Annotated in this window: 19 protein-coding genes; 14 read left to right on the top strand and 5 right to left on the bottom strand. The window is 66.7% G+C overall.

Features of this window, described 5'->3' with window-relative positions:
- Positions 1-2: 2 nt before the first annotated feature.
- The 9 genes from CH42_RS12165 (at position 3) to CH42_RS12125 (ending at position 11,017) form a co-directional block, all read left to right on the top strand.
- The gene (locus tag CH42_RS12165) at positions 3-1,352 is read left to right on the top strand and encodes an ABC transporter permease (protein WP_053353384.1); all 1,350 of its coding nucleotides are present in this window, start codon (positions 3-5) and stop codon (positions 1,350-1,352) included.
- Positions 1,349-2,287, top strand: a complete 939-nt coding sequence (locus CH42_RS12160) for a carbohydrate ABC transporter permease (protein WP_053353383.1) — start codon at positions 1,349-1,351, stop codon at positions 2,285-2,287. Before CH42_RS12165 ends, CH42_RS12160 begins: the two co-directional genes overlap by 4 nt.
- A 21-nt stretch (positions 2,288-2,308) precedes the next feature.
- Complete coding sequence (locus tag CH42_RS12155; protein WP_053353382.1) at positions 2,309-3,013, top strand: HAD family hydrolase; 705 nt, start codon at positions 2,309-2,311, stop codon at positions 3,011-3,013.
- Complete coding sequence (locus CH42_RS12150; RefSeq protein WP_053353381.1) at positions 3,010-5,559, top strand: glycoside hydrolase family 65 protein; 2,550 nt, start codon at positions 3,010-3,012, stop codon at positions 5,557-5,559. The genes CH42_RS12155 and CH42_RS12150 overlap by 4 nt, the downstream gene beginning before the upstream one ends.
- Before the next feature lie 78 nt (positions 5,560-5,637).
- On the top strand, positions 5,638-5,958 hold the full coding sequence (gene fdxA, locus CH42_RS12145) for a ferredoxin (protein WP_053353380.1): 321 nt from the start codon (positions 5,638-5,640) through the stop codon (positions 5,956-5,958).
- Positions 5,959-5,965: 7 nt separating this feature from the next.
- A complete protein-coding gene (gene dapC / locus CH42_RS12140) occupies positions 5,966-7,081 on the top strand; it encodes a succinyldiaminopimelate transaminase (protein WP_053353379.1) in 1,116 nt (371 codons plus the stop codon).
- Positions 7,082-7,242: 161 nt separating this feature from the next.
- Positions 7,243-8,535 (top strand): citrate synthase, encoded by a 1,293-nt coding sequence (locus CH42_RS12135; RefSeq protein WP_075201433.1) that lies wholly within the window; start codon positions 7,243-7,245, stop codon positions 8,533-8,535.
- A gap of 65 nt (positions 8,536-8,600) precedes the next feature.
- On the top strand, positions 8,601-9,371 hold the full coding sequence (locus tag CH42_RS12130) for an ABC transporter ATP-binding protein (RefSeq protein WP_053353378.1): 771 nt from the start codon (positions 8,601-8,603) through the stop codon (positions 9,369-9,371).
- Entirely contained in the window at positions 9,353-11,017 is a 1,665-nt protein-coding gene (locus CH42_RS12125; RefSeq protein WP_156322548.1) for a hypothetical protein, read from the top strand. Before CH42_RS12130 ends, CH42_RS12125 begins: the two co-directional genes overlap by 19 nt.
- A 35-nt stretch (positions 11,018-11,052) precedes the next feature.
- On the opposite strand, the gene dapD is transcribed toward CH42_RS12125, so the two are convergent.
- Positions 11,053-12,009 (bottom strand): 2,3,4,5-tetrahydropyridine-2,6-dicarboxylate N-succinyltransferase, encoded by a 957-nt coding sequence (gene dapD, locus CH42_RS12120; protein WP_053353625.1) that lies wholly within the window; start codon positions 12,007-12,009, stop codon positions 11,053-11,055.
- Between the two features lie 99 nt (positions 12,010-12,108).
- On the opposite strand from dapD, the gene dapE reads away from it, so the two are divergent.
- Positions 12,109-13,206, top strand: a complete 1,098-nt coding sequence (dapE, locus tag CH42_RS12115; RefSeq protein ID WP_053353624.1) for a succinyl-diaminopimelate desuccinylase — start codon at positions 12,109-12,111, stop codon at positions 13,204-13,206.
- A gap of 97 nt (positions 13,207-13,303) precedes the next feature.
- A complete protein-coding gene (locus CH42_RS16070) occupies positions 13,304-13,474 on the top strand; it encodes a DUF3117 domain-containing protein (protein WP_075201434.1) in 171 nt (56 codons plus the stop codon).
- A gap of 76 nt (positions 13,475-13,550) precedes the next feature.
- Here CH42_RS16070 and CH42_RS12110 read toward each other — a convergent pair whose 3' ends face one another.
- Positions 13,551-14,183 carry an O-methyltransferase gene (locus CH42_RS12110; RefSeq protein ID WP_053353376.1) on the bottom strand — a complete coding sequence of 211 codons (633 nt, stop codon included), beginning with the start codon at positions 14,181-14,183 and terminating at the stop codon, positions 13,551-13,553.
- Positions 14,184-14,366: 183 nt separating this feature from the next.
- On the opposite strand from CH42_RS12110, the gene CH42_RS12105 reads away from it, so the two are divergent.
- A complete protein-coding gene (locus CH42_RS12105) occupies positions 14,367-14,735 on the top strand; it encodes a twin-arginine translocase TatA/TatE family subunit (RefSeq protein ID WP_053353375.1) in 369 nt (122 codons plus the stop codon).
- Positions 14,735-16,486 (top strand): putative bifunctional diguanylate cyclase/phosphodiesterase, encoded by a 1,752-nt coding sequence (locus CH42_RS12100; RefSeq protein WP_053353374.1) that lies wholly within the window; start codon positions 14,735-14,737, stop codon positions 16,484-16,486. Before CH42_RS12105 ends, CH42_RS12100 begins: the two co-directional genes overlap by 1 nt.
- Positions 16,487-16,516: 30 nt before the next feature.
- On the opposite strand, the gene CH42_RS12095 is transcribed toward CH42_RS12100, so the two are convergent.
- Genes CH42_RS12095 through CH42_RS12085 form a run of 3 tightly spaced genes read right to left on the bottom strand, consistent with a single transcriptional unit; the run spans position 16,517 to position 19,580 of the window.
- A complete protein-coding gene (locus CH42_RS12095; protein WP_053353373.1) occupies positions 16,517-17,683 on the bottom strand; it encodes a P-loop NTPase in 1,167 nt (388 codons plus the stop codon).
- Complete coding sequence (locus tag CH42_RS12090; protein ID WP_053353372.1) at positions 17,680-18,267, bottom strand: DUF1003 domain-containing protein; 588 nt, start codon at positions 18,265-18,267, stop codon at positions 17,680-17,682. The genes CH42_RS12095 and CH42_RS12090 overlap by 4 nt, the downstream gene beginning before the upstream one ends.
- Positions 18,264-19,580: a magnesium transporter MgtE N-terminal domain-containing protein gene (locus tag CH42_RS12085; RefSeq protein ID WP_053353371.1), complete on the bottom strand. Its 1,317-nt coding sequence runs from the start codon at positions 19,578-19,580 to the stop codon at positions 18,264-18,266. The genes CH42_RS12090 and CH42_RS12085 overlap by 4 nt, the downstream gene beginning before the upstream one ends.
- A gap of 401 nt (positions 19,581-19,981) precedes the next feature.
- Here CH42_RS12085 and CH42_RS12080 point away from each other — a divergent pair, with 401 nt between their 5' ends.
- Positions 19,982-21,178 carry a YncE family protein gene (locus CH42_RS12080; protein WP_053353370.1) on the top strand — a complete coding sequence of 399 codons (1,197 nt, stop codon included), beginning with the start codon at positions 19,982-19,984 and terminating at the stop codon, positions 21,176-21,178.
- The last annotated feature ends 59 nt before the right edge of the window (positions 21,179-21,237 follow it).

The following is a 21,237-nucleotide window of genomic DNA, read 5'->3' as shown; positions in this document are numbered from 1 at the left end:
CGATGACTCGGACGCAGACGGTTCCGATTGCGCTGCGCAGTGGTGCGGTGCGCAGTCGGAGCCGGCTGCGCCAGTGGCTGCTCATCGGGTCGTTCCTCGGCCCGGCGCTGCTGGCGCTCGGTGCGCTCGTCGTGTACCCGATCGTGTACACGGTGATCCGCTCCTTTTTCGATCGCTCGGGTTCGGCCTTCGTGGGGTGGCAGAACTACGTCACGATGTTCACGAACGATACGACCTTCACCGCGATTCGCAACAACCTCGTGTGGGTCATCGTGGCGCCGGTGACGGTGACCATCATCGGGCTGCTGCTTGCGGTGCTCGTCGACAAGATCGGCTGGAAGACGGCCTTCCGGTTGATCGTGTTCATGCCGATGGCGATTTCGATGCTCGCCGCGGGGGTCATCTTCCGCGGTATGTTCCAGGAGAGCCCGCAGCTCGGCGTCGTAAATGCCGCAATCACGAGCGTGCAGAGCATCTTCACGGATCAGGCCAGTTACCGGGGCGCGAAGCCGCGCGAGGGCACGGGCATCGAAGCCGACCAGGGGGTGATCGCGTCTTCCGAGACGGTCGCCACCGGCGACGTGCAAAACTTCCCGCTCATCGGGGTGAAGCGCAGCGCGCTCCCCGAAGGGTCGGTCGACGCGAAGGAGTCGACCGCGGCGAGTGATACTCAGATCTCGGGCACCGTTTTTCTCGACCTGATTCGGGGCGGGGGCGGCACGCAGGGCGAACTCGAAGCGGGCAAGACCGGGCTCGCCGGGGTGCGCGTGGATGCGGTCGACGCCGATGGTTCGATCCGCGGCTACGCGACGACGGGAGCCGGCGGCACCTACACGATCGAGGGTCTCGAGGCCGGAACCGAGTACCGCGTCGCGCTGCCGGCGTCGAACTTCGGAGAAGGCGCAGCGGGAGTCTCCTGGCTGAGCGCGTCGTGGATCAATGTGGTGGTGATTCTCGCGTACATCTGGATCTGGGCCGGGTTCGCGATGGTCATGATCGCGTCGGGTCTTTCCGCGATGGATCGGTCGCTGCAGGAGGCCGCGCGCACCGACGGTGCGAACGAGTGGCAGGTCTTCACCCGCATCACGGCGCCCCTGCTCGCGCCGGTGCTGCTCGTGGTGTTCGTGACCCTGATCATCAACGTGCTGAAGATCTTCGACCTGGTGTACGTGATACCGCCTGGCGCTTCGAAACCCGCGGCGAACGTGATCGCGGTTGAGATGTGGACGGTCTCGTTCGGTGGCGGCAGCAATCAGGGGCTGGGCTCGGCGCTCGCGATCCTGCTGCTGATTCTCGTGCTGCCGTCGATGATCGTGAATGTACGCCGTTTCCGATCGGAGCGAGGACGATGACGACGCAACTGGAACCTCCCGTCACCGGTGCAGGATCGCCGAAGCCCGCCGGCACGAAGCCCCCGGGGGCGGTGCGGCGACGCACCCAGACGCTCGGCGCCCGCATTGCGCGGGTCGCAAGCAGCGGAGTCGTGCACCTCGTGCTGGTGCTCATCGCGATATTCTGGCTCGTTCCGACGGTCGGCCTGCTGCTCACCTCGTTCCGCACCGCCGGCGACAATGCGTCGAGCGGCTGGTGGACGGTGCTCACGAAGCCCGCCGAGATCACCCTCGAGAACTACGCGAATCTGCTGACCAACGCGACGATCACGGGATCCTTCTGGAACACGATTGTGATTACGGTGCCGACGACGATCCTCGTGGTGATCATCGGCGCGCTCGCGGCGTACGCGTTCGCGTGGATGAAGTTTCCCGGCCGCGACTGGCTCTTCATCGCGGTGATCGTGCTGCTCGCGGTGCCGCTGCAGGTCGCGCTGATTCCGCTCGCGCGGTTATTCGGCGCGATGGGCATCTTCGGGAGCGTGGTCGGAGTGATCCTCTTCCACACCGCGTTCGGGCTGCCATTCGCGATCTTCCTCCTGCGCAACTTCTTCGCGCAGGTTCCGGAGGAACTGCTCGAGGCCGCGCGCATCGACGGCGCGCGCGACTGGTTGATCTTCTTCAAGATCATGCTGCCGCTCGGGCTCCCGGCGATCGCTTCGCTCGCGATCTTCCAGTTCTTGTGGACGTGGAACGACATGCTCGTCGCCCTGATTTTCACGAATACGGACTCCCAACCGCTGACGGTGGCGATCCAGTCGCAACTCAGGCAATTCGGAGCGAATATCGACGTCCTTTCGGCTGGTGCCTTCCTGTCGATGATCGTTCCGCTGATAGTGTTTTTCGCGTTCCAGCGGTATTTCGTGCAGGCGCTCCTCGCGGGCTCGCAAAAGTAGTATCTGGAAGGGGAATACCGGGTGATCGATCGGTACGATGCGTATCTCTTCGACCTCGACGGGGTGATCACGCCCACCGTCGAACTCCACAAACGAGCCTGGCAAGAAACGTTCGACGCGTTCTTCGCCGCCCGCGGGGAGGTGCCGTATGCCGAGCGAGAATACTTCGCCTCGCTCGACGGGAGGCCTCGGTTTTCCGGTGTCGCGGCGCTGCTCGCAGCACGCGGCATCGTGCTGCCCGAGGGCTCGCCGACCGATGACGGCCTTACTTCGGTGCGGGGGATCGGTAACCGGAAGAACCTGGCGTTCGTCGAGGTGCTCGAGCGCGATGGCATCGACGCGTACCCCGGTTCGCTGAGGCTGCTGGATCACCTGGCCGAGCGCGATGCTCCGCTGGCGGTGGTATCGAGCTCGCAGAACGCCGAGGCCGTGCTGCGCGCCGCCGGGCTCCGCGACCGTTTCCGTGCGGTGGTCGACGGCGTCGTGTCGGCGCACGAGGGCCTGCCCGGCAAACCGGCGCCCGACACGTATCTCCGCGGCGCGGACCTGCTCGGCGCCGCCGTCGATCGCACGGTCGTCTTCGAAGACGCCGAGTCGGGTGTCGCGGCGGGCCGGGCGGGGGCATTCGGGCTCGTTGTCGGGGTCGATCGCGGCGCGGGTCGTGAGGCCCTCACCGCGTCGGGAGCAGATATCGTCGTCGCCGATCTGGAGGAATTGCTCGCATGAGCCATGAGTCGTTTGAAAGTCCGGTCAAAGAGTTGCAGCGGGATTTCGGTGACGACCCGTGGCGTCTCGTCGTCTCAGGAATCGACCCCGAGCTCGCTGGTCAAGACGAGTCGATCTTCGCTCTCGGCAACGGGTACCTCGGCATGCGCGGCAACCATGAGGAGGGCCTGCCGCTCGGCAGCCACGGCACGTTCTTGAACGGGCTGCACGAGACCTGGCGCATTCGCCATGCCGAAGACGCCTACGGCTTCGCGGAGCACGGCCAGACGATCGTCAATGTGCCCGACACGAAGACGATTCGCATCTACGTCGATGATGAGCGGTTGAACCTGCAGTCGTCAGACATTCTCGATGTGCGGCGCGTGCTCGATCTGCGCGAGGGGACACTGACCCGCTCCTTGCTCTGGCTCACGCCGACGGGCAAACGCGTGCGAGTCGATACGCGGCGCATGGTGTCGTTCGCCTCTCGGCACCTCGCCACCCTCGAAATGCGCATCACCGTGCTCGACGCGGATGCCGAGGTCACGGTGAGCAGCCTCATCGTCAACCGCCAGGATCTCGGTCGTGTGCATACGGAGTCGCCGCGCGAGGCCGGCGCCGGGTTCGACCCGCGGAAGACCGACCAGTTCGCCGACCGTATTCTCGACCCCGGCCCGCTGCTGCACTCGGGGGAGCGCTCCGTGCTGAGCTACCGCGTGCGCGACTCCCGTATGACGCTCGGCGTCGGCGTCGATCATCACTTCGATACCGGCACCGAAGAGCAGTGGCGGCACCGCATCGACAAATCGCAGGATCGAGTTCGCCACGTGTATCAGGGCACGGCTCGGGCCGGCAAGACTGTGCACCTGCTGAAGACCGCGGCGTATCACCACTCGGCGACCGCTGCGCTGTCGGAGATGCTCGATCGCTGCATCCACTCGCTGAACAGCGCCGCAACAGAGCCGCGCGAGACTCGTTGGGAACAGCAGCGCGCCTACATCGCCGATTTCTGGGAGCGCAGCGATGTGCGCGTCGACGCCGACCCCGGAGTACAACAGGCGATCCGGTGGAACCTGTTCCAGGTCGCGCAGGCCTCGGCCCGGGCAGACGGGCGCGGGATCCCGGCGAAGGGACTGACCGGCTCCGGCTATAGCGGGCACTACTTCTGGGACACCGAGATCTACGTGCTGCCGTTCCTCACGTACACCTCGCCGTTCTGGGCGCGCAACGCACTGCGCGCCCGAGAGCGGATGCTGCCGCAGGCGCGCAAGCGGGCCGCGACCCTCAACGAAAACGGTGCGCTGTTCCCGTGGCGCACCATCAACGGCGAAGAGGCCAGCGCCTACTACGCGGCCGGCACCGCGGGGTATCACATCAACGCGGACATCACCTATGCGCTCGCGCGCTACGTCGCGGCGACCGGCGACCTCGAGTACGTGCTCTCGGGTGCCTCCGACGTCGCGATCGAGACCGCGCGGCTGTGGGCGAGTCTCGGATTCTGGCGGCGCGACGACGACGGCACCGAGCGTTTCCACATCCACGGTGTCACCGGTCCGGATGAGTACACCACCGTGGTCAACGACAATCTCTTCACGAACGTCATGGCGCGGTTCAACCTGCGATTCGCCGTGGAGGTCGCGCGACGTCTCCTCGCCGAGGCTCCGGCCGAGTATGCGGTGCTCATCGACCGCCTCGGCATCACTGCTGAAGAGATCGACTCGTGGGAGCGTGCCGCCGAAGGCATGGCGGTGCCTTACTCCGAGCAGCACGGCATTCACCCGCAGGACGCGCATTTTCTGGATCGAGAAGTGTGGGATCTGGCAGCCACCCCTCCCGAGCAGAAGCCGCTCTTGCTGCACTTCCATCCTCTCGTCATCTACCGTTTCCAAGTGCTCAAGCAGGCTGACGTGGTGCTCGCGCTGCTCCTCGCCAGCAACGAGTTCGGGCGCGACGAGAAACGCCGGGACTTCGAGTACTACGACGCGCTGACCACGGGGGATTCGACGCTGTCGGCGGTGGTGCAGTCGATCATCGCGGCAGAGGTCGGCTACCGTGACCTCGCGTACCGATACTTCGATCACGCGCTTCGCGTCGATCTCGATGACCTGCACCACAACGCGTCGGACGGGTTGCACATCGCCTCGACCGGCGGGGTGTGGATGGCGCTCGTCCAGGGCTTCGCGGGCATGCGCGACGCCGGTCGTCAACTCACGTTCGATCCCCGGCTGCCCGACCACTGGGGCTCGCTCGAGTTCCGTCTCGAATGGCGCGGGCAGCGGTTCGAAGTGCGGCTCGAGCGCGAAGCGATCAGTTTCACCCTGATCTCGGGCGAAGGCCCGATCGTGGTGCGTGTGCGCGATGCAGATGTGCGCATCGTCGCCGGAGAGACGACACGAGTCGCCCTCGCCGACCAGGGGCCCGACCTCGGAGCGTTCGGCGGACTTTCGGCAGGGATCCTGCCGCGGCAGGGCGACAGCGGCACGATGCCGCAGTTGTCGGCCGAAGTTCCGGTCGTCACCACGTCGATCCCCACGCGACCGGTGCACGGAGGGCACGACGCTCACTGAGCGAGCGACCAGGAGCGCCGCGAGTAGGATGGAACCTGTCGGGCATTCCCGGCATCTCCCGAGTGAAAGGCGGGTCCCGTGACTTACGTGATCGCTCTTCCGTGCGTCGACGTGAAAGATCGCGCGTGCGTGGACGAGTGCCCGGTCGACTGCATCTACGAGGGCGAACGGTCGCTCTACATCCACCCCGATGAATGCGTTGACTGCGGCGCCTGCGAACCGGTGTGCCCGGTCGAGGCGATCTATTACGAGGACGACCTGCCCGAAGAATGGGCCGATTACTACAAGGCCAACGTCGAATTCTTCGACGAGATCGGCTCGCCGGGCGGAGCCGCGAAGACCGGCGCCTACGACTTCGATCACCCGATCATCGCAGCACTCCCGCCCCAGGGCGAGTAAGGACACCATGCGCCAGCCGCTGCCCGACTACCCGTGGGACGCGATGGAGCCGTACGCGGCGACCGCGGCCCGACACCCCGAGGGGGCGCTGAACCTTTCGGTCGGATCGCCCGTTGACCCGACTCCCGGTTCGGTGCGCGATGCGCTCGCCGCAGCCACTGATGCGCACGCCTACCCGGCAACCGCCGGTACCGGAGAGCTTCGCGCCGCGATCTCGGAGTGGTTCGCGCGTCGCCGAGGCGTGGCGGTGGAACCGAGCGGCGTGCTGCCGACGGTCGGCTCGAAAGAGCTCGTGGCGCTGCTGCCATTCTTGCTCGGTATCGGTGCCGGGGAAGCCGTCGTGTTCCCCCGGATCGCCTACCCGAGCTACGCGACGGGGGCGGCGCTCGTCGGCGCCGATGCGGTGGCGTCGGACGACCCCGCGGAATGGCCCGAGCACACGAAGCTCGTCTGGATCAACTCGCCGGGCAACCCCGACGGCCGGGTGCTCGACGTTGCCGCGCTGCGTGCAGCGGTGACTCGAGCCCGCGAACTCGGGGCCGTCATCGCCGGCGACGAGTGCTACGCCGAATTCGGCTGGGACGCGCCATGGGATGCGGAGCGTATCCCGTCGATTCTTGACCCCCGTGTCGTCGGCGACGACCACACCGACGTGCTGAGCGTGTACTCGCTGAGTAAACAGTCGAATCTCGCGGGCTATCGAGCCGCATTCATCGCGGGCGACCCCGATCTCATCTCCCGGCTGCTGACCGTGCGCAAGCACGCCGGTCTCATGCTACCCGCGCCGGTGCAAGCCGCCATGACCGCGGCACTGCGCGACGAGGAACACGTCGCTGCGCAGCGCGAACGCTATCGCGCACGTCGTGCCGTGCTGCGCCCCGCGCTCGAAGCGGCGGGCTTTCGCATCGAGGGGAGTGAAGCTGGCCTGTACCTCTGGGCGACACGGGGCGAAGACGCGTGGGACGCCGTTGCGGAGTTCGCCACGCTTGGGATCGTCGTCGGGCCGGGGCACTTCTACGGAAGCCACTCGCCGCAGCACGTGCGACTCGCTCTGACCGCGAGTGACGCCGATATTTCGGCCGCCGCCAACCGAATCCGAGTCGCCGCGACACGAGCGGCGTGACCCGTCTCGAATCGACATTTCGCTTCACATCAAGATATTCTGAGCCGGGGGGCGTCACCGCTGCGCCCTCGACCCAGGTTCCCCCGGAGCCACTAGGGTGATAGGAATGGCCGTGTCACATCCGACGCAGCGCCAGCATTGAGACCTCACGAGGAGACGACGTGACCGAATCGACGCAGGGCCCGGCCACCGCCAAACTGACCTTTCCCGGGGGCAGTGCCGAGTTTCCGATCGTCGAGGCCGTCGATGGTCACTCCGCGATCGATGTCAGCACGCTCACCAAGCAGAGCGGCCTGACGGCACTCGACTACGGCTTCGTGAACACCGCGTCGACCAAATCCGAGATCACTTACATCGACGGTGAAGAAGGCATTCTGCGCTATCGCGGGTATCCCATCGAAGAGCTCGCACGTCACTCGACCTTCCTCGAGGTGGCCTACCTGCTGATCTACGGCGAACTGCCCACGGCCGACGAGCTGGGTGCGTTCGACGAGGAGATCCGTCGGCACACGCTGCTCCACGAAGACATGCGCTACTTCTTCGAGGGCGTGCCGCACACCGCGCACCCGATGGCGGTGCTCTCGGGCGGTCTCCAGACCATGTCGACCTATTACGAGTCGTCGCTCGACACCGCGGTGCCCGAGTTCGTCGAGGTCAACACGATCCGACTCCTCGCGAAGCTGCCAGTACTTGCCGCGTATGCGCACAAGAAGTCGATCGGCCAGGCGCTCCTCTACCCCGACAACAACCTCAACTTCGTCGAGAACTTCCTGCGCCTCAACTTCGGCAACAAGGCCGAGAAGTACGAACTGAACCCGGTGCTCGTCGACGCACTCGACAAGCTCCTCATTCTGCACGCCGACCACGAGCAGAACGCGTCGACGTCGACGGTGCGACTCGTCGGGTCGACCGGCGCGAACATGTTCTCCTCGGTCTCCGCCGGCATCAACGCGCTCTCGGGCCCGCTGCACGGTGGAGCGAACGAGGCCGTGCTCGACATGCTCGCGCGCATTCGCGACTCCGGGCAGAGCGTCGAGACCTTCGTTGAGAAGGTGAAGAATAAGGAAGACGGGGTGAAGCTCATGGGCTTCGGGCACCGCGTCTACAAGAATTACGATCCGCGTGCGCGCATCGTCAAGGAGAGCGCCGCAAAGGTGCTCGAAGAGCTCGGCGTCAATGATCCGCTGCTCGGTCTGGCACAGGAGCTCGAGCAGATCGCCCTCGAAGACGACTACTTTCGGGAGCGCAAGCTCTACCCGAACGTCGACTTCTACACCGGGGTCATCTACAAGGCGATGGGCTTTCCGACCCGCATGTTCACCGTGCTCTTCGCGATCGGGCGACTGCCCGGTTGGATCGCGCAGTGGCGCGAGGCGCGCGGGGACGGCCAGACCAAGATCGGCCGCCCCCAGCAGCTGTACATCGGGTCGCAGGAGCGCCACCTCGAGCGGTAGCCCGACGCGGCGCTGTCGCGCGACCCCCTGGCGGGCCTCGCGACGCGCTCGCTAGGGTGGATGGTATGGACTCCTCGACGCCCATACCAGCTCTTGAACTCCGCGGTCTCGCGAAACGTTTCGGCGAGAAGATCGCCGTCAACGGCATCTCGCTCGCGATCCCGACCGGCTCCTGCTACGGTCTCGTCGGCCCCAACGGGGCGGGGAAGACCACGACGCTCTCGATGGCGACCGGCCTGCTGCGCCCGGAGTTCGGCCAGGCGCTGATCGCCGGGGTCGACGTGTGGCAGCACCCGACGGAGGCGAAGCAGCTCGTCGGCGTGCTCGCCGACGGCGTGAAGCTCTTCGACCGGCTCACGGGCGAGCAGCTGATCACCTACACCGGTCTGCTGGCCGGTCTCGACGCCGCAACGGTCGCCGAGCGGTGCGCCGATCTGCTGCATCTGCTCGACCTCGGGGAGGCATCGCGCACGCTCGTGGTCGACTACTCCGCGGGCATGACGAAGAAGATTGCGCTCGCGTGCGCGCTCGTGCACGCGCCGCGCCTGCTCGTGCTCGACGAGCCGTTCGAATCCGTCGACCCGGTTTCCGCGGCCAATATTCGAGACATCTTGCAAGGGTTCGTGCGCGGAGGCGGCACGGTGATCGTCTCGAGCCATTCAATGGACCTCGTGCAGCGCCTCTGCGACCACGTCGCCGTCATCGCCGCGGGGCGCGTGCTCGCTGCAGGCACGGTCGATGAGGTGCGCGGCACCTCAACACTCGAAGAGCGCTTCGTCGAACTGGTCGGCGGGCGGCAGCACCTCGAAGGCCCGTCGTGGTTGAGTCAGGGGTGACCGCGGCGCCGGGTGGCGCCCGGATTCCCGCGCCCGCCTCAGCAGCCGTACCGGCCCAGCGTACGAGCGGAATCGCCCGCGTGCGCATCATGGTGCGCCTGCGCTTCGTCGTGCTCGGGAACACGCTGCGGCGCCATCCGTGGCAGCTCGTCGGCGCGATCATCGGTGCAGTCTATGGGCTCGGGGTCTTCACCGGAGCAGCAATCGGGCTCGTCGGTCTCGGCTTCGCGGACGCCGAGACCGCGCGCACAGCACTCATCTTGGGCGGCGTCGTCGTCGTGCTCGGGTGGTCACTCGGCCCGATTCTATCGACCGGTATGGATCGGACACTCGATCCCGCTCGCCTCACCTGGCTCCCCATGAGCCCGACGCTGCAGGTCAGCGGTATCGCAACGGCGAGCCTGCTCGGCATCCCTGGAATCTTGACGCTCGTGCTGTCAGCGCTCTCGGCGGCGGCGTGGGTGCGCGCGCCCGGCGCATCGGTCGTGGCGATCCTGCTCGCTCCGATCGCGACCGTTACCTGCGTGCTCGCGTGCCAACTCGTCGTGACGCTCATTACGCGCGCGTCGTCGAACCGGCGCTTCCGTGAGGTCATCGGTGGGCTGGTGCTGCTCGTGCTCGTGCTCGTCGGTCCGTTGATCTCCGGGATCAGCCAGGGAGTGGCGACGCTCTGGGATCGCCTGCCCGCGATTGCAGAGGGGTTCTCGTGGTCGCCGCTCGGCGCGGTGTGGGCGGTACCCGCGGAGGTGGCGTCGGGCGAATTCGGCATGGCCGCGCTCAAGTTGCTCATTGCGCTGGCGACCCCGGTGGTGCTGTTTCTGGGGTGGCGCCGACTGTACATCGCGAATACCGGCGCTGAATCGAGTGGCGCTCGCACTGTCGGGCGCGCGGGAACGGGCTGGTTCGGTCGATTCCCCGCAACCCCACGGGGTGCGGTGGCAGCGCGTGCCCTCACGTACTGGTTGCGCGACCCGAGATATCTGCAGAGCCTCATCGTCGTGATCGTGATGCCCGTGCTGTTCGGGTTCGTCTCGGGGACGACGGGGCTCCTCATCATGCTGCCCGGGTCGACGATCATCGTCGCGGCGCTGATCTCGCTCAGCACATTTACCGACATCTCGTACGATGGCACCGCTTTCACGGCGCACGTGCTGCGTGGTGTGCGCGGGGTCGACGACCGACTGGGCCGCGTCTGGGCAAACGCGATCATCGGCGTACCGCTGATCCTCATCATCGCCGTGGTGACGACCGCGATCGTCGGCCGGTTCGATCAGTTGCCGACGCTGCTGGGGCTCGCCGCGGTGGTGACGCTCGGCGGCTTCGGTGTTTCGAGTGTGTGCTCGGCGATCTTCGTGATGCCGGTGCCGCAAGCGGGCGACAATCCGTTCGCCTCGAAGCCGGGTGCCGGGGCGCTCAGCCTCATCGGCATGGGTGGATCGTATGGCGCGCTGGCCGTGCTCTCGATTCCGACGATCGCATTCGTCATCGCAGCCGGCGTCACGAATGATCCGCTGTGGGCCTGGGTGAGTCTCGGAGTCGGCGTGATCACCGGAGCCGCGGCGTTCTGGGGCGGGGTGCGCTGGGGCGCGGCGATCTACGACCGCCGGGCGCCCGAGCTGTTGGCGAGCGTGACCGCGCAAGGCTGATCGAACTCAGCCCCCGCGGTCACGCCCAGTTGTTCTCAGGCGTGTAGCGCCGCGTTGAGCTCGATACCGGTGCCCTCGCGGGGGAGCGCTTCGACCGCGCCCGTGCGCGAGTTGCGGCGGAACAGGAGCCCGGCAACCCCGGAGAGCTCGACGGCCTTGACCTCGGCGGGTGACCCCGGCGCTGCACTCGTACCGTGCGGCAACACAACCTTCGTGCCGGCGGTGACGTACAAGCCGGCCTCGACGACACTGTCGTCGCCGATCGAGATGCCGATACCCGAGTTCGCGCCGAGGAGCGCACGCTCACCCACCGAGATGCGCTGCGTGCCGCCGCCCGACAGCGTGCCCATGATGGACGCGCCGCCGCCGATGTCGGAGCCGTTACCCACGACGACGCCCTGCGAGATGCGGCCCTCGACCATCGACGCGCCGAGCGTGCCCGCGTTGAAGTTGACGAAGCCCTCGTGCATGACGGTGGTGCCGGGAGCGAGGTGCGCGCCGAGGCGCACGCGCGACGCATCGGCGATGCGTACGCCCTGCGGTACGACGTAGTCGGTCAGGCGGGGGAACTTATCGACGCCGACGGCGGTGATGCCGGCGCGCTTGAGCTGGGGGAGACGAGCCGCGAAGGTTTCGGGCTGCATTGGGCCGGCGGTGGTCCACGCATTGTTGGGAAGCTGACCGAAGATGCCGTCGAGGTTGAGCTCGTTCGGACGCACGAGGCAGTGCGACAGGAGGTGCAATCGCAGGTACGCATCCTCGGTCGACGAGGGGCCGGCGTCGAGATCGATCTCGACATTGACGAACTGCAGCGTCACCTCGCGTGTCTCATCGCGACCGACGAGCCCCTCGAGATCCGCGGGAGCGATGTGCGGATCGCGATCGGCGGGTCGAGCTCCGAGTTCGGGAGCGGGGAACCAAGCGTCGAGAACGGTGCCGTCGGTCGCGATCGTAGCGATACCGGCGGCCCAGGCAGTGCGAGAAGCAGTCATGCGATCCATCGTATCGTCGCGGGTACGGTCGCCGACGGGCGGAAGGCCACAGAAAGCAATAGGCTGATTCGGGTGAGCAACACATCGAATCCGACGCCGATCACCACCCTCGACCCCACGGCGGGCCCGGTCGCGCTGACGCGTCAGTTGTGCGATATCGCCTCGGTCTCCGGCGACGAGCGGTGCATCGCCGACGCCATCGAGGCGACCTTGCGCGAGCACGCCCCCCACCTCGTGGTGACGCGCGACGGCGACACGGTCATCGCGCGCACCGAACTCGGCCGGTCGCGGCGGGTGGCGATTGCGGGGCACCTCGACACGGTGCCCATCAACGAGAATCTGCCGGTGCGCGATGTGACCGACGACGTGTCGGGCGAACCGATGATCTGGGGCCGCGGCACGGTCGACATGAAGGCGGGCGTCGCGGTGCAGCTCGCGCTCGCCGTCGAGCTCGTGGAGCCGACCGTCGACCTGACCTGGATCTGGTACGACCACGAGGAGGTCGCTTCCGAGCTCAGCGGTTTGGGTCGCGCGATGCGTCACCACCCCCAGCTGTTCGGTGCAGACTTCGCGATTCTGGGGGAGCCGTCGAACGGCACCATCGAGGGTGGCTGCAACGGCACGCTGCGAGCACGCGTCACCCTGCGCGGCACCCGTGCCCACTCCGCGCGCAGCTGGATGGGCGTCAACGCGATCCATCGCGCCGGAGCACTGCTCGAACGCTTGGCACAGTTCGTCCCCGAGCGGATCGTCGTCGACGGCTTGGAGTACCGGGAGGGTCTCAATGCCGTGCGTATCGAGGGCGGTGTCGCAGGCAATGTCATCCCGGATGAGTGCGTATTCGAGGTCAACTACCGATTTGCTCCGAGCCGGAGCGGCGCCGAGGCGAGCGCGTTCGTCGAGCAGTTCTTCGCGGATGCGGACGCGGTCGACATCGTCGACCTGGCTCCGGGAGCGCGGCCCGGGCTCGACGCGCCGCTGGCGCAGCGATTCGTTGATGCGGTGGGAGAAAATCCGACGGCGAAGTTCGGCTGGACCGACGTGTCGCGGTTCTCGGCACTTGGCATCCCGGCGGTGAACTTCGGCCCGGGCGACCCCCTGCTCGCACACGCCGACGATGAGAGCGTTCCGATTGCGCAGATTGAGTCGAGCGCGGCGGCTCTGCGTGCGTGGCTGACGAGCGAGTTCGACGACTAAGCGCGAACTTCCGCGTCATTCCGCGACGATCAGTTGGCTCTCGCCTGCCTGAAACCGATAAAATGGAATCTATCCATCAAACCTGCAAGGAGGCGTCATGGCTGCAATGAAACCGAGGACCGGGGACGGGCCCATGGAAGCGGTGCGTGAGAGCCGCTTGATCGTGGTTCGTGTACCGCTCGAGGGCGGCGGACGTCTGGTGGTGTCGGTCAACGATCAAGAGGCCGCTGAACTCCGCGATGTGCTCGCAGGCGTGCTCGACGGCTGAGCAACGCCATAGCAATAGCTGAGCCCCCGTGATCCGCATGGACACGGGGGCTCAGCTGTTGCTGGAGACGCGCGACTCAGCCGTCGAGGCGAACGAGTGTGAGCAGACCGTCACCCGCCGGCGACAGGATCGGAGCGATCGCCGTCGACTCCGCCACGAGCGCCAGCAGATCACGCATGGCCTGCGTGCCCTCGTCGCGTGCCGCAGGGTCGGGGACCCGGCCGTGGGCGAAGGCGCCGGGCACGATCACGCTGCCACCGGGGCGCACGATGCCGAGCGCGTGCTCGAAGTGTTCGAGCAGCTGAGACGGCTCGGCATCGAGCAGCACCAGGTCGTAGGCTTCCAAGTTCAATCGCGGCATGACGTGTCGCGCGTCGCCCTCGATGAGTCGGAGACGCGATGTGGCGATGCCCGCTTCGGAGAACACGCTTTTGGCTTCGCGCAGATGCTCCGACTCGAGCTCGATCGACGTCAGCGTCGCGCGATCCGAGTAGCGCAGCAGCGCGAGTCCGCTGACGCCCACGCCGGTGCCGACCTCGCAGATCGCCTGCGCGCGCGACAGCACGGTCAGCCCCGAGAGCTGAGCCGCGATCGAGCGGCTCACCGGCTCGATCCCGAGTTCGAGCGACAGCCGGCGGGCCCGCACGAGGGCTTCGGTCTCGCCGGGGTACTGCTCGGCGTACTGCCAATTGCGTTCGAGCTTGCTCACGATTTCCTCCGGTGCTGCGGGCGCTCAGGCCAACGACGAGCGGCCGTGGCGGGATGCGATCCTGCACCATAGCGTAGGCCCCGGGCCGCGGCGGGCGCGTCGTACACGCGGAGGCGGTGCAAAGCGGTCAGACCGCATGCGTTGCGCACAGCGTCTCGCAGCGCCGTGAGCGGTACGATGAGCATGATGGGCCTGACGATCGACAAACTCATGGTGATCCTTGTGATCGCCCTGTTTGTGCTGGGTCCAGAGCGCCTTCCGGTGTATGCCCGAAAGCTGGGGGAGCTCGTGCGCTCGCTCAAACGCATGGCCAACGGGGCGAAAGATCGCCTGCGCGACGAAATGGGCCCGGAATTCGATGATGTCGATTGGCGGCAGCTCGACCCCCGTCAATACGATCCGCGTCGCATCATTCGTGACGCGCTGCTCGAAGACGAACGCGACGCGCAGGGCGAGGCCAGGCGATCGCGGATGGCCGAAGCCGAAGCCAGGCGCGGCATTCGTGAAGAGTCGACCGTGGGCAGCCTGCACTTCGACGAGGAAGCGACGTGATGGTGGCTCCCGAACCGGCGCGGTTCTTCGACGAGATCATGGGAGCGCTCAATGCGCACTCGATCGTGGTGATCACCGATCTCGACGGGCGCATCACGTATGCGAACGACCGGTTCTGTCAGATTTCGCAGTACTCGAGCGATGAGCTGATCGGGCAGACGCATCGCATCGTCAACTCCGGGTTCCACCCGCCCGAGTTCTTCGCCGAACTCTGGCGCACGATCACGCGCGGCGAGGTCTGGCAAAACGAGATCTGCAACCGGGCGAAAGATGGCTCGGAATACTGGGTGAATACGACGATCGTTCCGCTGCTTGACGCCGATGGGGCTCCGACGAGTTACGTGTCGCTCCGCACCGAGGAGACGCAGCGGCATCTCGCGGAGCAAGAGGTGCGGCGACTCGCCTACGTCGATCCGGTCACCGGGCTCGACAACCGTGCGGCGATGCTGCAGGCGATCGAAGATCACGGGGCACTAGATGCCGACGGACAGACGTTCGCGGCGTTTCTCACCGTGAGCGTCGACCAGCTCTCGACGGTCAACGATGCGTTCGGCTTCGAAGCCGGTGACCGATTGCTGCTCGACGCCGCCCAGCGGCTGTGTCGGCTCGAAAGCGGCGCGGTGCGCATCGGCCGCATCGGCTCCAACACCTATGGACTGCTGCTGACGGACCTCGGAGCAGACCTCGACGTCGCCCAGCGTCGCACCGTGACCATGATCGAATCGGTGCTCGATCTGCTGGTCGACACTGTCGAACTCGGCTCCGATATCACCGTCGGTTCAGGCGCCAGTGTGGGCTACGTGATCTGGGCGTCCGAACGGGCCGATATCGGGGCGTGGCTCGACGCGAGCACCTTCATCGTCTCGAACGATCCGAACGAGATCGTCAAATGCTCGGAGATCGCGCGCAAGCGGGCGCGCCGCCTGAGCGGTCAGCGCCGCGTGCAACCCTTCGAGCAGCGCATGATGACGGCGGTTCAGGAGCGCATGATGCTCGTCTCCGAGCTGCGCACCGGAATCCGCCAGGGCGAGCTCCGGCTCTTTGCGCAGCCGATCGTGGATCGCGAGCGGCGAGTCATCGGGCATGAGGGGTTGATTCGCTGGCAGAACGGGTGCCGCGGGTTGGTGCCGCCCGACGACTTCATCCCGCTGGCCGAGCAGACGGGCCTCATCGTCGAGATCGGCGAATTCGTGCTCGAGGAAGCCTGTCGCATCCTCTCGACGTGGGCGTTGCGCCCGGAGACCCGCGACCTCACCTTCTCGGTCAATCTCAGCGAGCGACAGCTTCGTGTGCCCGATTTCGCGGAGCACATTCGCGACGTCATCACTCGTCACGGTATTCCGGCTGATCGCCTCAAGCTCGAACTCACCGAGAGCGTGCTGCACAGCGACCTCGACCGCACGGTGCGCCTGCTCAAGAGCCTGCGAGCGGAGGGGGTGATGTCGTCACTCGATGACTTCGGCACCGGCTACTCGTCGCTCAGCTATCTGCGGCAGTTGCCCGTGCAGCAGCTGAAGATCGATCGCTCCTTCGTGTCTTCGGTCGTCGAAGACCCGCAGGCTGCGGCAATCACGGAAACGATCGTGCAACTCGGCCGCATTTTCGATCTGCAGGTCGTCGGCGAGGGCGTCGAGACGGAGGAGCAGTTCGAGATGCTGCGCAGCCTCGGTGTCGATGCGTTCCAGGGGTATCTGTTCGGCCGACCAGTTCCGATGGGTGCCGAACTCGAAAGTACGGCGCCGCGCGACTGAATATCGGGCGCGTGAGCGCCGAACGCTCCGTCAGGGGCGCACGCTGATGCCGAGCGGCTTTCCGGCGAGTCCGCGACCCGATGCGCTGATGGCGTCGGCGATGCTGATCACGGCAGCCGCTGCAGGATCGCCGGGGCGTTCGAGTACCGCAGGTGTGCCGGCATCCCCGCCGGCACGGAACTCTGCACTGAGCGGCACACTGCCGAGGAGCGGCACCGTACCGTGCTCCGCGTCGCTCAGCCGATCGGCGACGAGGGCGCCGCCGCCGGTGCCGAAGAGGTCGAGCACGGTGCCGTCGGGCTGTGCGAGACCCGCCATGTTCTCGACGACCCCGATGACTCGTTGCCCGGTCTGACGGGCGACGAGTGCGCTGCGCACGGCGACATCGGCGGCGGCCTCCTGCGGCGTCGTCACGACGAGTACTTCGGCCTGGGGCAGCAGCTGACCGACACTGATGGCGATATCGCCGGTGCCGGGGGGTAGATCGAGCAGCAAGACGTCGAGATCGCCGAACCAGACATCGCGCAAGAACTGTTCGATCGTGCGGTGGAGCATCGGCCCGCGCCACGAAACGGCGGTCGTGCGCGGGTCGGCGTCACCGAGAAACATGCCGATCGAAATCACCTTCACCCCGTGGGCGACCGGAGGCAGAATCATGTCGTCGACGCGGGTCGGCTGCTCGGTGCGCCCGTCACGGCTGAGCCCCAGCAGGCCAGGAATCGAGAATCCGAAGACATCGGCGTCCACGATGCCGGCCGCGAGGCCGCGCGCCGCGAGCGCGACGGCGATGCCTGCGGTCAGCGATGACTTGCCGACACCGCCTTTGCCGCTAGTGACCGCGATGATGCGGGTCAGCGAGTCGGGTCCGAACTGCTGCGGACGCGTGCCGCGATCGCCGCGCACGCGCTCGATGAATCGCTGCCGTTCGTCGCGGCTCATGACGCCGACGACCACCTCGGCATCGGTCACGCCGGTCGCAGAAACGGCGGCTGCGTGCGTATCGGCTTCGATGCGCCGTGCGGCGGGGCACCCGGCGATGGTGAGCAGGATCTCGACGCGGGCGCGACCCGATGCGTCGACCTCGACGGCCTGCACCATGCCGAGGTCGGTGATCGGGCGCAGGATCTCAGGATCTCGAACGCGATCCAGTGCCTCCCAGACCGCCCGAGCCGCACCGTCAGCCGGGCGGGCGTTCATCGTTCGGACTCGGATTCGGATACGGAGGCGGAGTCGACGGCCCGGGGCACGACGTCTGGCGCGTCATCGGTGTCGTCTGCATCGTCTTCGGTGGCGAGCTCGGCGAGCAGCGACTTCAACTCGGCCCGCACGAAGTCGCGGTCGGGCAGGTCTTTGAGCGCCAGCCGCAGCGCGACGACCTCGCGAGCGAGAAACTCGGTGTCGGCGAGATTGCGCTCGGCGCGCTGGCGATCCTGCTCGATCTGCACGCGGTCGCGGTCGTCCTGGCGGTTCTGCGCGAGCAGCAGCAGGGGAGCGGCGTATGAGGCCTGCAGCGAAAGGATGAGCGTCAGCGCAGTGAAGCCGAGTGCGGCGGAATCGAACCGGTAGGTTTCGGGCCCGAACGTGTTCCATGCCAACCACGCGACGCAGACGACCGTCAGCGCGAACAGGAACCACGGGGTTCCCATGCCGCGCGCAATGCTCTCGGTCCAACGCCCGAATCGTTCGCTCTGGCCCGATTTGCCGTCTTCGGATCGGGGCGTGACTCGGCCAGCGAGGCCGAGTGGTGCGTCGAGGCCGTCGCCACGCTTGAAGAAGCTCATCGCCGCGTCTCCGCGGTCGAACTTGCGGTCGAACGTGTGGGGGTCGTCTGCGCCGAGGTGTGCGCGTCGTCGTCTGCGTGGCGCCAATCGTCGGGGAGGAGGTGATCGAGCACGTCGTCGACCGTGACGACCCCGACGAGCCGCTGCTGATCATCGACCACGGGGAGTGCGACGAGGTTGTAACTGGCCAGTCTGCGAGAGACCTCGGCCGCGCTGGCGTGCACGGTCACGGGCTCGATCTCGGCGTCGAGCAGGGACGCCATACGCTCATGGGGCGGAAACCGCAGCATGCGCTGGAAGTGGGCCAGACCGATGTATTCGCCGGTCGGCGTCTCGTACGGGGGGTGGGTGACGTAAACCGCAGATGCCATCGCCGGTGAGATCTCGGCGCGACGAATCATCGCGAGGCCTTCGGCGACGCTCGATTCTGCGGCCAGCACGATGGGTGCGGGGCTCATGAGACCACCGGCGGTGTCGGCGTCGTACTCGAGCAGGCGGCGCACGTCTTCGGCTTCTTCCGGCTCCATCAGATCGAGCAGTTCGGCGCCCTGGGCGGCAGGCAGCGCTGAGATCAGGTCGGCTGCATCGTCGGGCTCCATCTGATCGAGCACGTCGGCGGTTCGATCTGCGGGGAGCTGCGCGAGAAGCTCGAGCTGATCCTGCTCGCTCATCTCTTCGAGTGCGTCGGCGACACGCTCATCTGCGAGCTCCTCGATGACCTCGATCATGCGTGGCTGCGGCAGCTCGAGCAGTGCTTCGGCGAGATCGGCGGGCTTCAGATCGACCAGCGTTTGAATGAGGAGCTCGGCCGATCGCGTGCCTTCGGCGTCGCTCGGGAACTGCAGCTCCGACCAGCGGACAATGCGCGCGTCACCGCGACTGAACGGCGCGGCGGGCTTGGGAAGGCGCACGAACACCTCGGAGACGAGCCACTCGCCCGTGCGCGAGCGTTCGATCGCGGCGTCTTCGATGCGGGCGGAGATCGGTGCACCGCCCGGCTGGTCGCCGGTCAACTGGGCATCGCGGCCGATGAGCTCTGCAATCATGCGAGTCTCGCCACCGCGCTGCTCGAATCGTCGCACATTGATCAGCCCCGTGGTGATGACCTGCCCCGAGCCGATCGACGTCACTCGGCCGATAGGCACGAACACGCGGCGCTTGCCCGGAATCTCCACGATCAAGCCGACGACGCGTGGAGCGCTCGCTGCGCGGAACACGACCAGCACATCGCGCACCTTGCCGATGCGATCGCCGACCGGGTCGAAGACGCCGCGCCCGGCGAGCCGACCGACGAAGACCCTCGAAGTACTCACCCTCCTACGGTACCGCTCCCGGTGCACAGGGGATGCCCTACGCGGCGAAGTCGGCAGGCATGTTCACCCGGGGTTCAGGTGCGCCAGGACTCGGAACCCAATGAATATCACCGAAACTGAAACCCTGGGGTGTTTTATGTTAGAATTTCAACATCGGATGCGCGGCACAACGCTCACCCGATATCGGTACATCGACATCGACATCCTCCCCCACTTGACGGCGTCGATGTGCCGCAGAGCCCCGGTCTCACCCCATTCGTGACCGGGGCTCATTTTTGTTCGCGCAACGCAATGCAACGCAGCGCAACTCGTCGCGAACACCGCACTGTGCGTGTGCACGTCGCGCACAGATCCATCGATCGGTTGAGGCGCTCGTTGAGAGCCGCCGCGACACTGGGATCATGACTGCTTCTTCCTCGCGGCCCGTTGCGCGTCGCAGACTGCTGACCGCCGTCGTCGCGATCGGTGTCTCGGCGGCTGCGCTCCTGCTCGCCGGGTGTGCCCCCGAACCCCGCCCGACGTCCGCGGCCCCGTTGGAGCCCTCCGTGCAGGCGGATCCGACGCCACTGGAGACACCCGCGCCCGAAACGGAGTCTTCGCTGCTGCTTGCGTCACTCGCGCACACCGATGCCGTCGCGATCATCGACCCCGCGCAGCCCGAGGCATCCGCGGTGCAGCGCATCACCGTGGGCGCTGCCCCCTGGGGCGTGGGCGTCGCTGACGACGGTGCTACCGGGTACGCGGCAACCGCAGAGGGCCTTGCCGTCATCGACCTCGACTCCCGTGAGCGCACCGCCCTCGTCCCGTTCCAGCACCCCGCCGACCGCCTCGGTGTCGGCGAGTACCGTGCTGGTGGGTTGGGGTTGACCGTCTCTCCGAATGATGCCCCGGGTGGTGCGCGGGTGTACGTGGCGACGACGTCGGGCGACGGAACGTACTTCCTCGAGGTGTTCGACGTCGCGACCGAGCAATTCATTGCTGCGGTGCCGGTCGGTCTGCGCCCGTTTGACGTGCTGGTCGCGCCCGATGGCAGCTGGGCCGCGACCGTCGACCACGACGGATTTACGGTCACTGTGGTCGATGCGCAATCGCTCGAGGCCACGACGCATACCGTTGCGCCGTTCGGTACCGAGGGCGGCCTCGCCTCTTGGGAGAAGCCGCACTACGGTGCGGTCGCCGCTGACGGCTCGATCTTGCTGCCGTACCAGGGCAAGGTCGTCGTCAGGCTCGATCCCCGCTCCGGGCTGATGTCGACGATCGCCAGCGCCGCCGACTCTCACGCGCACGGCACCGCGCTCGACGGTGATCTGCTGCTGACCGTCGGCACCGGGTCGTTCGGCAATGCGACCGGATCGCCCAACCTGTCGCTGCTCGACGCCGTGAGCGGCGAAGAGCGCATCGTGCCCCTCGACGTGCCGCACGAGACGGTCGCGGTGTGGACCGCCGCCGACGGTGCCCACTTCGCTGCCGTCGCCGGGGGAAATACGCGGAACGAGGGGTGGGACGGCATCACTCTCGTCTCCGTGGACACGCTCGACACCCGCGCACTGCCGGTCGATGGGTACCCGCAGGCCGTCGTCTCGTACGCGCACAGCTGAACTCACCTCAAATTCGACCTAGTTTCGCGGGTTCCTGGGCGCGCAGCCGGTCGAAATGG

Origin of the sequence: Leucobacter musarum subsp. musarum (assembly GCF_001273845.1) — a bacterium.
Lineage (GTDB): Bacteria > Actinomycetota > Actinomycetes > Actinomycetales > Microbacteriaceae > Leucobacter > Leucobacter musarum.
This window is presented reverse-complemented; position numbering and strand designations above follow the sequence as displayed.

Excerpts from the sequence above, each read along its gene's own strand:
- CH42_RS12165 (WP_053353384.1), top strand. The coding sequence starts at position 3 with ATGACTCGGACGCAGACGGTTCCGATTGCGCTGCGCAGTGGTGCGGTG.
- CH42_RS12160 (WP_053353383.1), top strand. The coding sequence starts at position 1,349 with ATGACGACGCAACTGGAACCTCCCGTCACCGGTGCAGGATCGCCGAAG.
- CH42_RS12150 (WP_053353381.1), top strand. The coding sequence starts at position 3,010 with ATGAGCCATGAGTCGTTTGAAAGTCCGGTCAAAGAGTTGCAGCGGGAT.
- dapC (WP_053353379.1), top strand. The coding sequence starts at position 5,966 with ATGCGCCAGCCGCTGCCCGACTACCCGTGGGACGCGATGGAGCCGTAC.
- CH42_RS12130 (WP_053353378.1), top strand. The coding sequence starts at position 8,601 with ATGGACTCCTCGACGCCCATACCAGCTCTTGAACTCCGCGGTCTCGCG.
- dapD (WP_053353625.1), bottom strand. The coding sequence starts at position 12,009 with ATGACTGCTTCTCGCACTGCCTGGGCCGCCGGTATCGCTACGATCGCG.
- CH42_RS16070 (WP_075201434.1), top strand. The coding sequence starts at position 13,304 with ATGGCTGCAATGAAACCGAGGACCGGGGACGGGCCCATGGAAGCGGTG.
- CH42_RS12105 (WP_053353375.1), top strand. The coding sequence starts at position 14,367 with ATGATGGGCCTGACGATCGACAAACTCATGGTGATCCTTGTGATCGCC.
- CH42_RS12100 (WP_053353374.1), top strand. The coding sequence starts at position 14,735 with ATGGTGGCTCCCGAACCGGCGCGGTTCTTCGACGAGATCATGGGAGCG.
- CH42_RS12095 (WP_053353373.1), bottom strand. The coding sequence starts at position 17,683 with ATGAACGCCCGCCCGGCTGACGGTGCGGCTCGGGCGGTCTGGGAGGCA.
- CH42_RS12090 (WP_053353372.1), bottom strand. The coding sequence starts at position 18,267 with ATGAGCTTCTTCAAGCGTGGCGACGGCCTCGACGCACCACTCGGCCTC.
- CH42_RS12080 (WP_053353370.1), top strand. The coding sequence starts at position 19,982 with ATGACTGCTTCTTCCTCGCGGCCCGTTGCGCGTCGCAGACTGCTGACC.